Source organism: Parenemella sanctibonifatiensis, assembly GCF_002250565.1.
GTDB lineage: Bacteria > Actinomycetota > Actinomycetes > Propionibacteriales > Propionibacteriaceae > Parenemella > Parenemella sanctibonifatiensis.
Genome location: NZ_NMVJ01000001.1, coordinates 666224 through 679762 on the forward strand (window position 1 = coordinate 666224; position 13539 = coordinate 679762).

A 13539-nucleotide genomic window follows, 5' to 3' on the forward strand; every position below is an offset into this window, starting at 1 on the left:
GATCACCGTGGTTTCGCGAGCCAGCGCGCGAGCCACGCCTTCCGGGCTGCCACCCCGATGGCGGGGTTGTCCATCGTGATGCCGCTCCACCCCTCATCGAGGATCTGCAACACCTCCTCGGTCTCGCGGACCGGCCAGGTGTTCGTGTGGCCGCCCTGCTCGCGATACGCCGCCACCTCCGACATGTCGGCGATGGTGCGGTGCACCAGGACGCAGAACCGCGGATCGTGGCTGAAGTCCGCCAGGCCGGTGCGGATCTTGTCTGCCTCGGAGGCGCCACCGATGAGTCCGACCCGGCAGTCCCCGGGGACCGCGAGCGCGGCCGCGACGACCTCGGCGTCAAAGCTGGTGAGCATCAGTGGCGCCGAACGCGGCTGGCTGCGGAGCAGTTCCAGCACCGGCCCGATCGCTGCGGGTGCCTTGATCTCCACCTGAAGCCCGATCTCGGCCAGCTTCTGCCAGACCTGGGGCAGGTCCGGGATCCGCTCCCCCGCACCGGCATCCAGGCGCTGCAGTTCCCGCCAGGTCATGGTGGCCACCGCACCGCTGCCGTCCGTGGTCCGGTCGACGGTGGCGTCGTGCATGATCACCATCCGGCCGTCCCGGCTCAGCCGGACGTCGAGCTCCAGCTGATCGGCGCCATCGGCCAGCGCGCGGCGAAAGCCCAGCATCGTGTTCTCGGGTGCGACATCCTTCGCGCCGCGGTGACCATAGATCACCAGCGGTGACGCTGACTGCATGCTCGCTCGCTTCCGTGTGCGTCCTCGGCGGATGTGCTCCACCAGTCGCTCCCGATGCTGCCACACCTGGCCGGAGGGCCGGACCGATCCCAGACGGTGCCAGCGCTCACCCTAAGCTTGACCGGGTGAGCACCCTGTCCGCGCAGTACGTGTCGACCCGGGGCCTGGCGCCGGCCCGCAGCTTCAGCGAGATCCTGCTGGAGGGGCTGGCCCCCGACGGCGGCCTCTACCTGCCGCAGGAGTACCCGCAGCTCACCGCCGCCGACCTGGACCGGCTGGGCGGCATCCTGCGCGAGGAGGGGTACGCCGCTCTCGCCAGTCAGGTGCTGGCGCTGTTCATCGACGACGTGCCCGAGCTCGATGCGCTGGTCCGGGACACCTACACCACCGACAACTTCGCCGACCCGGCCATCGCGCCGGTGACCTGGCTGAGCCCGGAGCTGGGACTGGCCGAGCTCTCCCACGGTCCGACGCTGGCCTTCAAGGACATGGCCATGCAGCTGCTGGGCGCGTTCTTCGAAGACGCCCTGAGCCGCCGCGGCGAGACCCTCACCATCTTGGGCGCCACCAGCGGGGACACCGGCTCAGCCGCGGAGTACGCCATGCGGGGCCGCGCCGGCATCGAGGTCTTCATGCTCTCTCCGCACGGCCGGATGACCCAATTCCAGCAGGCCCAGATGTTCTCCCTGATGGAGGAGAACATCCACAACATCGCCGTCGAGGGGGTCTTCGACGACTGCCAGGACCTGGTCAAGGCCGTCTCGGCCGACCTCGACTTCAAGCGTCGGCACCGGATCGGCACCGTCAACTCGATCAACTGGGCCCGGATGGTGGCCCAGGTGGTCTATTACGTGGCGACCTGGCTGCAGGCTCGCGACGCCGGCGCCGACCGGATCAGCGTCGCCGTGCCGACCGGGAACTTCGGCAACATCTGCGCCGCCCACGTCGCGCGCCGGATGGGGGTCCCCTTCGAGCGGCTGCTACTGGCCACCAACGAGAACAACGTGCTGGCCGAGTTCTTCGAGACTGGCCACTACAGGATCCGCTCCGGCGCCGAGACCCACCAGACCAGTTCGCCGTCGATGGACATCTCCAAGGCCTCCAACCTCGAGCGGTACGTCGCCGACCTGCTGGACCGCGACACCGAACGGGTCGCCGACCTCTTCGGCCGCCAGTTGCGCGAGACCGGCGAGTTCGACCTGTCCGCCGATTCCGCTTGGGCTCGGGTCCGCGAGGACGGTTTCGTGGCCGGCAGTTCCAGCCACGCCGATCGGCTCGCAGCGATCCAGTGGGCCTGGTCCGAACACGACCGGATGATCGATCCGCACACCGCCGACGCGATCACGGTCGCGCGCCGGCTGCAGTTACCCGGCGAGACCATCGTGGCGATGGAGACCGCGCAGCCGGTGAAGTTCGGCGAGACCATCCGGGAGGCCTTGGACCGCGACCCGGTACGCCCGGCCGCCTACGAGGGCATCGAGGAGCTGCCGCGCCGGGTCCAGGTCATCGACAACGACCTGGCCAAGCTGACGGCCCTGATCGAGAACCGCTGACCACAGCCGCTGATCAGCCGGAGCGGGGCTGCCCGCTAGGCTGAGACGGTGAACTTCCGCCTCTACGACACGGCCACCCAGCAGGTCCGCGACTTCGTGCCCTTGCGCGAGGGCGAGGTGTCGATCTATCACTGCGGCCTGACGGTGCAGTCCTCCCCGCATCTGGGTCACATCCGCAAGGAGGTCGTCTTCGACGTCCTGCGCCGCTGGCTCACCCATCAGGGTTTCGCGGTCACGGTGGTCGCCAATGTCACCGACATCGACGACAAGATCCTCACCAAGTCCGCCGACCGGGGCGTGCCGTGGTGGGCCCACGCGTACGAGTTCGAACGTGAGCTGCACCAGGCGTACGCCTCGCTGGGCTGCCTGCCGCCCACCTATGAGCCGCGCGCGACCGGCCACATCCCCGAGATGGTCGAACTGGTCCAGACCCTCATCGAGCGCGGCCACGCGTACGCCGCCCCCGACGGTTCAGGCGATGTCTACTTCGATGTGCAGTCCTGGCCCAACTACGGCGAACTGTCCCACCAGAAGATCGACGACATGGAGCCCGCCGCCGACGCCGATCCGCGCGGCAAGCGTGACCCCCGCGACTTTGCGCTGTGGAAGGGCCACAAGGAGTCCGAGCCATTGACCGCGTCCTGGCCCTCCCCGTGGGGCCGGGGTCGGCCCGGTTGGCACCTGGAGTGCTCGGCGATGGCCGGCAAATATCTGGGCAGCGAGTTCGACATCCACGGCGGCGGCCTGGACCTGCGTTTCCCCCACCACGAGAACGAACTGGCCCAGTCCAGCGCCGCCGGCCACGCCTTCGCGCGCTACTGGATGCACAACGCGTGGGTCACCGCCAAGGGCGAGAAGATGTCCAAGTCGCTCGGCAACGGCGCGCTGGTCAGTCAGGTCACCCAGCAGTACGCCCCCCGTGCAGTCCGGTTCTATCTCGCGGTGCCGCACTATCGGTCCTCGATCGAGTTCTCCGACACCTCGCTGGCGGAGTCGACCGCTGCGCTGAACCGCATCGACACCTTCCTGGACCGAGCAGGTGACGTCGATGCGGGGCAGCTGCCGCAGGCCTTTGTCGACGCGATGAACGACGACCTGTCCACCCCACAGGCGATGGCGGTGCTCTACGAACACGTCAAGGCCGGCAATCAGGCCCTCACCTCCGCCGACGCCGAGGCGGTGCGCACCAACGCTGCCGCAGTCCGGGCCATGTTGGGCGTGCTGGGCCTGGATCCCGCCGACGAGGTGTGGGCCAGCGCCGGCGGGTCCGATCTGATGCCGCTGGTGGACGGCCTGGTCGGCGCCTTGGTCGAGCAGCGGACTGCTGCCCGAGGGCGCAAGGACTACGCCGCCGCCGATGCGATTCGTGACCAGCTCAGCGGACTCGGTGTGACCCTCACCGACACCCCGCAGGGCTCCAACTGGGAGGTGAAGCGCTGATGCGAGGAAATTCCCAACGCAAGGGCGCCGTACGCAAGCGCGGTAAGGGCACCGGAAACACCACCGGGTCCGGCGGTCGGATCCGCAAGTCGCTGGAGGGCAAGGGCCCCACCCCGAAGGCGGAGGATCGGCCCTACCACAAGGCTCACGCCGCCAAGGTGGCACGCGACAAGCGCGCCCAGGCCACCCCCAAGCGGGACACCCAGCGTTCCCGCTCCGAATGGGTGGTGGGCCGCAATCCCGTGCTGGAGGCGATGGAGGCCGGCATTCCGGTCCGCAACGGCTATGTGGCCGAGGGCGCCGAACGTGACGACCGGCTGCGGGACATCTTCAAGATCGCCGCGGACCGCTCCATGTCCCTGCTGCAGGTCACCCGCAACGAACTGGACCGGCTCACCGGCGGACTGGTCCACCAGGGTGTGGCGCTGCAGCTGCCGCCGTTCAGCTACGCCCACCCCGACGACCTGCTCGACGAGGCGATCACCTCCGACAGCCCGCTGGTGCTGGTGCTGGACCACCTCAATGACCCCCACAACCTGGGTGCGATCATCCGTTCCGCGCGGGCCTTCGGCGCCAACGGCGTCATCATTCCCGAGCGGCGGGCCGCCCAGGTCACCGCGACGGTCTGGAAGACCTCGGCCGGCGCTGCGGCCCGGACCACGGTGGCCCGCGCCACCAACCTCAACCGGACCCTGCAGGCGTACGCGAAAGCCGGCTTCACCATCGTCGGCCTGGCCGGTGAGTCCGACACCGAGATCGCCGCCGCACCCGGGCTGGACGGCCCCGTGGTGCTGGTGGTCGGCTCCGAGGGCGATGGCCTGTCCCGACTGGTGCGGGAGAACTGCGACGTCCTCGCCAGGATCAGCATCGACGGCATCGAGTCGCTGAACGCCTCGGTCGCCACCGGCATCGCGCTCTACGAGATCAGCCAGCACCGCTGATTCGCTCAGAAAAGCGCGCCAGCGGCGGTCGGTCGCAATAGTTGAGACCTACCGCCGCTGCGGCGCGGTTTTCGTACGCACACCCCGCTGCCGGGCCCCCGGGACCGGCGACGATACTGGTGCCCGCGCCGGGGCACCGGCGCGACGAAGCGACACCACCGGAGGCAACGATGCAGTACACCACCCTCGGCCGCACCGGCGTGACGGTCTCCCGCTTGGTGCTGGGCACCATGAACTTCGGCCCCGAAACCAGCGAGAAGGACAGCTTCGCCATCATGGACTCGGCAATCGAGTCCGGCATCAACTTCTTCGACACCGCCAACCGGTACGGCGGGCCGGGCCACGCCGGCCGCACCGAGGAGATCGTGGGTCGCTGGCTGAAGTCCTCGGGCAAACGTGACAACGTCGTGCTGGCGACCAAGGTCTACGGCGGCATGAGCGAGGATCCCAACGCCACTGGCGTCAGCGCCAAGAACATCCGCGTCGAGGTGGAGCAGTCGCTGCGCCGGCTCGGCACCGACTACATCGACCTCTACCAGATGCACCACATCGACCGCTCGGTGCCGTGGGAGGAGCTGTGGCAGGCGATGGACCAGCTCGTCACCGCGGGCAAGGTGCTCTATGTCGGCTCGTCCAACTTCGCCGGCTGGCACCTCGCCCAGGCCAACGAGGCGGCCCGCCGTCGCGGCACCACGCTGGGCCTGGTCAGCGAGCAGTCCAAGTACAGCCTGCTCACCCGCGACATCGAGCTGGAGGTGCTGCCCGCCGCCCGGGCGTACGGGATCGGAGTCATCAGTTGGTCCCCACTCGCGGGCGGTCTGCTCGGCGGGGCGGTCGCCAAGGCGAACGAGGGGCGACGGGCCCGCGCCGACCAGGAGCGAGTCGCGCAGCTCGAGCCCCAACTCACCGCGTGGGAGGACCTGTGCGCCGAGCTCGGTCACGCCCCCGGTGATGCCGCGCTGGCTTGGCACCTGACCCGCGAGGGCGTCACGGGGCCGATCATCGGGCCGCGCACGATGGACCAGCTCGACGGCGCTCGCCGAGCGCTCGACATCGAGCTCGACGAGGCAACGCAGGCGCGGATCGACGAGATTTTTCCCGGTCCCGGTGGGCCTGCACCCGAGGCGTACGCCTGGTGACCCGCCTCGAGGCTTAGGATCCCGTCATGGGGATCACCAAGGACAATCACAATCTGACCATCGACGAGCGGCCGGTCCGGGTCGTCGGCAGCACCGGCCCGATCGCGGCGACCTGGCAGCTCTTCGAGGGCGACACTCTGCTGGCCGAGGAAGCTGTGGTCAGCGGCGAGGCGACCCTGGTCGGCACCCTCTCGACCGGCACCGAGGTGACCGCCATGGTCACTCAGTCCGCCCTCGGACCGACCGCAATCTCGGTATCGGCGCATGGCGAGACCGTCGCGGAGTTCGAAGGGTTCGTCGCCTGATTGGCGCAAAACATTCGTCGCTCAGATGATGACGAACAGCCAGGAGTTCGTCCACAGGAGGAACATGATGCCTTGGGTGAGCGCGCAGATCGCGATCACCGCCGAGCGCACCAACGGCCGCGCCGTGACGAACGCCACCAGAATCAACAGCACCGGATAGATCTCGGCCTGATAGCGCAGGATGCTCTGGTACCAGCGCTCCCCCATCATGATCGGCACGATCAGCAACACCCAGCCGATCGCCTGGTGTGCCAACGGAATCCGCCGACAGCCCGCCAGCAGGATGGCGGCAACCAGCACCACCGACCAGGCTTTGAAGGTGTCGAGGTTCATCGGGTCGGCCGCAGTCAACGCCTCGAGCCACTCCAGGGGCGCCCCGAGTTCCACTCCCCAACCGGACTTCTGGAGGATGTTGTACGCCTGCAGCTCACCGGTCATCTGCTGGCAGTAGACCATGTAGGTGCCCCACCCCAGCAGCGGTGCGACCCCGGCCGGCAACGCCTGCAGCCAGGGCCGCAACCGAAACGGCCGATAGTTCTGCTGCCGCAGGAAGATCAAGAACAGCGCGCCAGCCACGGCCATCCCGGTGGACCGCGACAGTGCCACCAGGATGCCGGTCAGCACCGCCCAGTGCCACTGCCGTTTCTCCGCCAACACCAGCGTCGCCATCAGCAGCGCCACGAACAGCGATTCGGTGAGCGCCGCCTGGAAGAGGAAGCTCATCGGCAGCGCCATCACAAGCACGACCGCATGCGGCGCGTCCGCCTGCGGCAGCAGCAGCCGAGTCAGGTCCCAGGTCAGCGCCAGCACCGCGATCGCGGCGACGTTGACCACCAGCAGCACCGCCAGATCGGCATGGCCACCGGTCAATGGCATCACCAGCTTGGCCAGGAAGGGCAGCAGCGGCGCAAAGGTGAAGCGGTTGAGTTCCGACGGTACGCCGGCGGTCCCGCCGTCGACCGCGAACTGCATCGCCTCCAGTCCCGCGGGGCTGAGCGGGTCGTAGTAGTTGTTGGCCGCCAGGCGTACGTAGTGCTCGGAATCGAAGTGGAACCACATCGACACCGGATTCCACTGGCTCGCCGACATGTTGCCGGGCCACACGTCACCGCCGGCCTTCACCCGCCCCAAGATGTATTCCAGCGCGACCGCCGTGAAGGCACCCAGCGTGGTGAGGACCAGTTTGCCGACCAGGAACGCCCAGACGACGGCATTCCACTTGGCCAGATCGATCCGGGTCCGCCAGCTCCCCAGCAGCGCCGTGTCGTTCATTTCTGTTCGTGGTATTCCTGTTCGACGTTGACGTCCCAGACATTGTCCTTGTCGGTACGCCCCGAGGCGATGTTCTCCACCGCCGCGATCGCCGTGAGCATCGAATGGTCCTGATTGTTGTAGCGGTGCTGGCCGTTGCGGCCCAACAGGAAGAGGTTCGCGAAACCGTCGGTGTAGGCCCGGACCTGGTCGAAGTCGGCGTAGCTGCCGAAGTAGGCCGGATAGGTCTTGGGCACATGGATGACGGTGCGGTCGAGGACATCCTCAGGGTTGATGATGCCGATCTGGGCGAGCTCCTGTACGCCGACGTCGGCCATCTCCTGCTCCGAGAGCTGCCACAGCTCATCGCCCTCGTTGCAGAAGTACTCCATGCCGACCCAGACCTGGTTGGGGTCAGCCACCATGTAGGGGCTCCAGTTGTTGAAGACCTGCAGTCGCCCCACCTTCACATCCGGCTCCTGGATGTAGATCCAGTTGTCCGGGACGAGACTCGCCACCCCATCGTCTATCGGCGTCTCGTTGCGGATCTTGAGCTGATCCAGCAACAACCCCACGGTGATGAAGTCGCGATACGGCAGCTCGGTGGCGATCCGGCGTACCTCGGCATCGGGCGCCAGGCCGGCGTCGTGCTCGTCACGGATCCCCGCGATCAGATCCTTGACCGGCATCGTCGACAGCACCTGGTCGGCCTCGACACGCTGCCGATTGCCATCGGCATCGGTCACCTCGACGGCCGTGATCTGCCGCTGCCCGCCGCGCTCACCGGCGTACAGCTGGGTGACGTGGGAGTTGAGGTGCACCTCGCCGCCGCGTTCGCGCACCATCCGTGCCACGGTCTCCCACATCTGGCCCGGACCAAACTTGGGATAGAGGAAGTATTCGATCAGGCTGACCTCGGTGTCCTTCTGCCCCAGATCCTTGGCCCGGCCGGCGCCGCTGCGTTGCTGCCACAGCTTGCGCACCGCATGGACCAGGGTGGAGCGCACCGACAGCCCCTTGACCCGCTGCGCACCCCAGTCGGGGGCGATCTCACTGCAGGGCACACCCCACACCTTCTCGGTGTAGTCGCGGAAGAAGGTGTTGTAGAGCTCGCGCCCGAAGCGGTTGACGTAGAACTCCTCCAGCGACCGCTCCGGCAGCGGCCGCAGCGATGCCTTCAGATAGGACAGCCCCATCCGCACCAGCCGGGCGGGCCCCAGGTTGCGGATCGTGGTCGCATCCAGGGTGATCGGATAGTTGTAGAACTTCTTGCCGTAGTAGATCCGCGACAGCCGCGACCGGACCAGCATGACGTCGTCGGTCTGCTCGGGGTCCACGCCGTTGTCCGCGCCGCCCAGCACCCGCTCCTTGCCCTGGTAGCGCAGCGTGAAGGACACGCCCTCAGGGGTCCGTTCAATCGGCAGGATGTCGTTCCACCAGGCCATGATCCGGTCGGAGCGGGAAAAGAACCGGTGCCCGCCGATGTCGATCCGGTTGCCCTTGAAGTTCACCGTCTTGGAGATGCCGCCGATCTCGTCGGTGGCCTCATAGACGATTGGCACCACGTCGGTGGTGCGCAGCAACTCCAGTGCCGCCGTCAGCCCCGCCGGCCCGGCTCCGATGATGACCGCAGTCCTTGCCACGAACGCCCCCACTCTGGTCCGGACCCGTAGGCGGGTCGTCCCCGCCGGGCTCACCATAGCGAAAAAGTCACCCCGGATCGGCCCTCGCGACGGGCTGGTGGAGCGTACGCCCGGTGTTAGGCTCGCGCGGTGCAGGACGATCCCGACGCGACCCAGGCCGCGGCGCCGCAGGGCTGGCGCCGCCTGTTCACCGGCCACACCGACCACGTCGGGATTCAGCTGTTCCGCTACGTCTTCGTCGGTGGCACCGCCGCCGTGGTGGACCTCGGCCTACTGCTGCTCCTCAGCAGCGTCGCCGGCCGCGACCTCTATCTGGTCTGGGCCGGCATCGCCTTCCTGGCCGGGCTGGCGGTCAACTATCTGCTCAGCATCGCGTGGGTCTTCCAGAGCTCGGACCGGCGGCGCACCGAGATGATCCTGTTCGCCGCCATCGGGGTGGTCGGGCTGGGCTTCAACGAACTGATTCTGTGGATCGGGGTGAGTCAACTCGGCCAGGATCTGACTCTCAGCAAGCTGGTGTCGATGGTGCTGGTGATGTTCTGGAACTTCTTCGCCCGGCGTACTCTCTTCGCCCGCCTCAACCAGGCGTCGGCCGGCCCTCGCTGAGCGCACTAGAGTTGGCCGCACGGCAGATCCCAGCCTCACGAAGGAGCACCCGTGTCCGACAATGCCCAGGCCTCCCAGGCATTCCAGTCCGCGCTCTCGGTCATCGAGACGGTGGAGCCGCGCATCGCGGGCGCCATCCGTTCCGAGCTGACCGACCAGCGCGAGAGCCTCAAGCTGATCGCCTCGGAGAACTACGCCTCCCCGGCCGTCCTGTTGACGATGGGCAACTGGCTCAGCGACAAGTACGCCGAGGGCACCGTCGGTCACCGGTTCTACGCCGGCTGTCAGAACGTCGACACCGTCGAGTCGGTGGCAGCCGAGCATGCCCGGGAGCTGTTCGGCGCCGAGTACGCCTATGTGCAGCCCCACTCCGGCATCGACGCCAACCTGGTGGCCTTCTGGTCGATCCTGGCGCACCGTGTCGAGAAGCCGGCGCTGGCCGAGCTCGGAGCCAAGACCGTCAATGACCTCAGCGAGTCGGACTGGGAGACGCTGCGGCGCAGCTTCGGCGACCAGCGCCTGCTCGGCATGTCGCTCGATGCCGGCGGTCACCTGACCCACGGCTTCCGCCCCAATATTTCCGGCAAGATGTTCCACCAGCGCTCCTACGGCACCGATCCGACCAGCCAGCTGCTGGACTACGACGCCTTGGCCGCCCAGGCCAAGGAGTTCAAGCCGCTCATCATCGTGGCCGGCTACTCGGCGTATCCGCGTCGGGTGAACTTCGCCAAGATGCGCGAGATCGCCGACTCGGTTGGCGCCACCCTGATGGTGGACATGGCCCACTTCGCCGGCCTGGTCGCCGGCAAGGTCTTCACCGGCGACGAGGATCCGGTGCCGCACGCCCACGTGGTCACCACCACGACCCACAAGTCCCTGCGTGGCCCGCGCGGCGGCATGGTGCTGGCAACCCAGGAGTACGCCGATTCGGTGGACCGGGGCTGCCCGCTGGTGCTCGGCGGTCCGCTGTCGAACATGATGGCCGCCAAGGCCGTCGCGCTGGCCGAGGCCCGCACCGACAACTTCCGGAGCTATGCCCAGCAGGTCGCCGACAATGCCCAGGCGCTCGCCGAGGGCTTCCTCAAGCGTGGCGCCAGCCTGGTCACCGGCGGCACCGACAACCACCTGGTGCTGGTCGACGTGGGCGGCTTCGGGTTGACCGGCCGCCAGGCCGAGTCGGCGCTGTTGGACTCCGGTGTGGTCACCAACCGCAACTCGGTCCCCAACGACCCGCAGGGCGCCTGGTACACCAGCGGTGTCCGGCTCGGGACGCCCGCGCTCACCAGCCGCGGCTTCGGACCCGAGGAGTTCGACCGGGTCGCCGAGCTGATCGTGGACGTGCTCAAGGGCACCGAGCCGACCAGCACCAGCGCCGGCGCACCGAGCAAGGCCAAGTACGCCATCGCCAACGGCCTGGCCGAGCGCACCCATGCTGCGGCGTCCGAACTGCTCGACAAGCACCCGCTCTACCCTGGCCTGGAGCTCTGAGCCGCAGCGCCACAACGACAATGCCCCGGGGATGTCCCCGGGGCATTGTCGTGTCGGTGTCCGTGGTCAGCGCAGGAAGAGCACGCCGCTGACGCTGGTGATGAAGTTGCGCATCGAGCCCGGGAAGTCCCGCAGATGCCAGGTGTCCGGGGCGTGATACCAGCTCAGGTCACGCGGGTCGGCCACATCGTCATCGTCGGACTCGACGAAGGCCTTCAGCCAACGATCCGAACCGCCCAGCACCACCGCGTACGGCAGCAGCTCCGACAGTTCGCGCAGCTCCTTGCCGGGCGGCATCTCATCGGTGGGTCGGTTCACCAGGTCGGCGCGCAGCGCCAGCATGCCCTCCAGGATCCGCGAGCCGTTCGCGGTCCGCGCCGGCATCTCCTCCGAGACCAGCAACAGCCCCAACGCCAGCATCACCAGCACGAGACCGAGCAGGCCGAAGCCGGTGAAGGCAGCCAACACGACGGTTGCGACCACGGCGACGCCCAGCCCGATCCAGCCGCCGGTCTTCCACAGGTTGCGGGTGGAGTCGGGACGCTGTTCGTACCAGCCGCGCTCGACCAGTTCGTCATAGAGGGCGGACTGGATGTCGTTGAGCGAGTTGGGCAGCGTCTCGGGCAGCTGAGACACCTTGGTGACACTGTCGGCCTGCGGTGTCAGCGCCTCGATGATGCGCTGCTCGTACGCGTGCAGCCCTTCCCCCTGCGCCTTGCCGCGGCGGATCTCCCAGTCGGTCGGATCGTACTCGTTGGCGCGGGGCAGCTCGGTGATGTGCAGGTGGCCGCGGACCGCCAGGTCGATCAGGCTGGCGGTGATGTCGATCGGGTCCACTCGCTCGTCGAACATGGTGCCGACCTGCCCCGGGCGTACGTCCTCGATCACCTGGAACTCGCTGAGCCCCTCGCCTGCGGCGCGGAATTCGGCGATCCGGATCGGGTCGCCGGTGGGGGCGGCGTCCCGGCCGGCGCGGCGGTGCATGCTCCACAGCACCAGACCGCCGACCACCAGCACGCCAAGCGCAACCAGCAGCGGCAGCGGCGAGAAGGAGAAGGCCCGGTCCAGGCTCCAGCGTTCCTGCAGGTCCTCGGTGACCGGGACAACGCTGGTCGGGTAGACCAGCGAGAACTCCACCATCTGGCCCTGGCCCAGCGGGCCGGCGCGGAAGTAGGGGTCCGGGTTGTTGTGGGTCGAGGTGACCCACTCGTTGCACTTGGAGGGAGCGTCGGGGGAGCCGGCGTTGCAGTCGATGCCGACGCTGCCGGGCGGGGCGGAGACCACCGCGTTGAAGTCGCGCACCGGGGCCGACAGGCCCTGCAGCGCACGCCAGCGGACGTCGGTGGCGTCGGGACCCTTGGCGTGGGTGGCGCCGGCGACGGTGTAGGAGATCGTCACCGATCCGTTCAGTCCGTCGGTGGGCACCGTGACGACGGTCGCGTCACCCTCCTCGGTGATCGTGGCGCCCGACACCGGGCTGCCGTCCGCGGTCACCTCGACTTTGCTCAACTGGTAGCGGTACTCCCGGTTGTCGAGCGCGGCCTCGGTCGTGGCAAAGCGCTGCTCGAGGGTGCCCGGCACCCCGTCGCTGGCGAAGGTGATGGTGGCATCGACGTCGATCGTGCCGTCCTCGTTGAGGATGGCCTGGACGTCATAGGTCTCGACCATGCCTTCCGCGCGGGCCGGCAGTGCGCCACCCGCCCAGACGGTGATCGCCAGCAAGGCGACCATGATCACGGCCGGGATGCGGCGAAGATGTACTGATCCGGACACAAGAATCCTTCCACGGGAGCCCGTGCAAACTATCGCACACCGGAGCCGCCGCGGGCAGGCGCGGCACCGCGGCCGCCGTCCTAGGATGCACAGGTGACTTCTGCTGATTCCGCCCCACCGATGCCTCGGCTGCGCACCGGGATCGGCACCGATGCGCACCGGTTGCAGGACGGCGTACCGATGCACTTGGCCGGTCTGGCCTTTCCCGATGAACCGGTTGGCCTGGCTGGCCACTCCGATGGTGACGTCGCCTGCCATGCGCTGTGCGATGCGCTGTTCTCTGCCGCTGGGCTCGGTGACCTGGGGAGCAACTTCGGCACGGCCGAGCCGGAGTGGGCCGGGGCTGCCGGCGTACGCCTGCTTGCCGAGGCACACCGCCGGGTGCAGCAGGCGGGCTGGTCGGTGGCCAGCGCAGCAGTCCAGATCATCGGGGTACGCCCGCGACTCGCCGCTCGACGCGGCGAGGCAGAACAGACCTTGTCCCAGGTGTTGGGCACTGGGGTCAGCGTCAGCGCGACCACCACCGATGGGCTCGGCTTCACCGGCCGCGGCGAGGGTGTCGCCGCCGTGGCCACGGTGCTGTTGGTCGCAGATTCAGCCCGCTGAAGCCCGGCGTCGGGACCGGCTGCGGCACCACAGCCCTGTCCGGGCGGTCCGACT

12 protein-coding genes are annotated in these 13539 nt (G+C 68.2%); 8 read left to right on the forward strand and 4 right to left on the reverse strand.

Going from position 1 to position 13539, the window contains the following annotated elements; genetic code table 11:
- Positions 1–2 precede the first annotated feature (2 nt).
- Positions 3–740 carry a glycerophosphodiester phosphodiesterase gene (locus CGZ91_RS03155; RefSeq protein ID WP_094452456.1) on the reverse strand — a complete coding sequence of 246 codons (738 nt, stop codon included), beginning with the start codon at positions 738–740 and terminating at the stop codon, positions 3–5.
- A 125-nt stretch (positions 741–865) separates the two neighbouring features.
- Here CGZ91_RS03155 and thrC point away from each other — a divergent pair, with 125 nt between their 5' ends.
- The 5 genes from thrC (at position 866) to CGZ91_RS03180 (ending at position 6118) form a co-directional block, all read left to right on the forward strand.
- The gene (gene thrC, locus CGZ91_RS03160) at positions 866–2293 is read left to right on the forward strand and encodes a threonine synthase (RefSeq protein WP_229116383.1); all 1428 of its coding nucleotides are present in this window, start codon (positions 866–868) and stop codon (positions 2291–2293) included.
- Positions 2294–2341: 48 nt separating this feature from the next.
- On the forward strand, positions 2342–3733 hold the full coding sequence (cysS, locus tag CGZ91_RS03165; protein WP_094452457.1) for a cysteine--tRNA ligase: 1392 nt from the start codon (positions 2342–2344) through the stop codon (positions 3731–3733).
- On the forward strand, positions 3733–4674 hold the full coding sequence (gene rlmB, locus CGZ91_RS03170) for a 23S rRNA (guanosine(2251)-2'-O)-methyltransferase RlmB (protein WP_094452458.1): 942 nt from the start codon (positions 3733–3735) through the stop codon (positions 4672–4674). Before cysS ends, rlmB begins: the two co-directional genes overlap by 1 nt.
- 170 nt (positions 4675–4844) lie before the next feature.
- Positions 4845–5813, forward strand: a complete 969-nt coding sequence (locus CGZ91_RS03175) for an aldo/keto reductase (RefSeq protein ID WP_094452459.1) — start codon at positions 4845–4847, stop codon at positions 5811–5813.
- Between the two features lie 26 nt (positions 5814–5839).
- Positions 5840–6118 carry a hypothetical protein gene (locus CGZ91_RS03180; protein WP_094452460.1) on the forward strand — a complete coding sequence of 93 codons (279 nt, stop codon included), beginning with the start codon at positions 5840–5842 and terminating at the stop codon, positions 6116–6118.
- 21 nt (positions 6119–6139) lie between these two features.
- Here the strand turns inward: CGZ91_RS03180 and CGZ91_RS03185 are convergent, their stop codons facing one another.
- Positions 6140–7390, reverse strand: coding sequence for a glycosyltransferase family protein (locus CGZ91_RS03185; protein WP_094452461.1), 1251 nt, complete (start codon positions 7388–7390; stop codon positions 6140–6142).
- On the reverse strand, positions 7387–9012 hold the full coding sequence (locus CGZ91_RS03190; protein WP_229116384.1) for an NAD(P)/FAD-dependent oxidoreductase: 1626 nt from the start codon (positions 9010–9012) through the stop codon (positions 7387–7389). The genes CGZ91_RS03185 and CGZ91_RS03190 overlap by 4 nt, the downstream gene beginning before the upstream one ends.
- Positions 9013–9141: 129 nt before the next feature.
- Here CGZ91_RS03190 and CGZ91_RS03195 point away from each other — a divergent pair, with 129 nt between their 5' ends.
- A complete protein-coding gene (locus CGZ91_RS03195; protein WP_229116385.1) occupies positions 9142–9618 on the forward strand; it encodes a GtrA family protein in 477 nt (158 codons plus the stop codon).
- Between the two features lie 51 nt (positions 9619–9669).
- On the forward strand, positions 9670–11106 hold the full coding sequence (locus CGZ91_RS03200) for a glycine hydroxymethyltransferase (protein WP_094452463.1): 1437 nt from the start codon (positions 9670–9672) through the stop codon (positions 11104–11106).
- A 66-nt stretch (positions 11107–11172) separates the two neighbouring features.
- Here CGZ91_RS03200 and CGZ91_RS03205 read toward each other — a convergent pair whose 3' ends face one another.
- Positions 11173–12879: a DUF2207 family protein gene (locus CGZ91_RS03205; protein ID WP_094452464.1), complete on the reverse strand. Its 1707-nt coding sequence runs from the start codon at positions 12877–12879 to the stop codon at positions 11173–11175.
- 120 nt (positions 12880–12999) lie between these two features.
- Between CGZ91_RS03205 and ispF the strand changes: the two genes are divergently transcribed.
- Complete coding sequence (gene ispF / locus CGZ91_RS03210) at positions 13000–13485, forward strand: 2-C-methyl-D-erythritol 2,4-cyclodiphosphate synthase (RefSeq protein WP_094452465.1); 486 nt, start codon at positions 13000–13002, stop codon at positions 13483–13485.
- Positions 13486–13539 lie beyond the last annotated feature (54 nt).

Excerpts from the sequence above, each read along its gene's own strand:
- CGZ91_RS03155 (WP_094452456.1), bottom strand. The coding sequence starts at position 740 with ATGCAGTCAGCGTCACCGCTGGTGATCTATGGTCACCGCGGCGCGAAG.
- rlmB (WP_094452458.1), top strand. The coding sequence starts at position 3,733 with ATGCGAGGAAATTCCCAACGCAAGGGCGCCGTACGCAAGCGCGGTAAG.
- CGZ91_RS03175 (WP_094452459.1), top strand. The coding sequence starts at position 4,845 with ATGCAGTACACCACCCTCGGCCGCACCGGCGTGACGGTCTCCCGCTTG.
- CGZ91_RS03180 (WP_094452460.1), top strand. The coding sequence starts at position 5,840 with ATGGGGATCACCAAGGACAATCACAATCTGACCATCGACGAGCGGCCG.
- CGZ91_RS03185 (WP_094452461.1), bottom strand. The coding sequence starts at position 7,390 with ATGAACGACACGGCGCTGCTGGGGAGCTGGCGGACCCGGATCGATCTG.
- ispF (WP_094452465.1), top strand. The coding sequence starts at position 13,000 with ATGCCTCGGCTGCGCACCGGGATCGGCACCGATGCGCACCGGTTGCAG.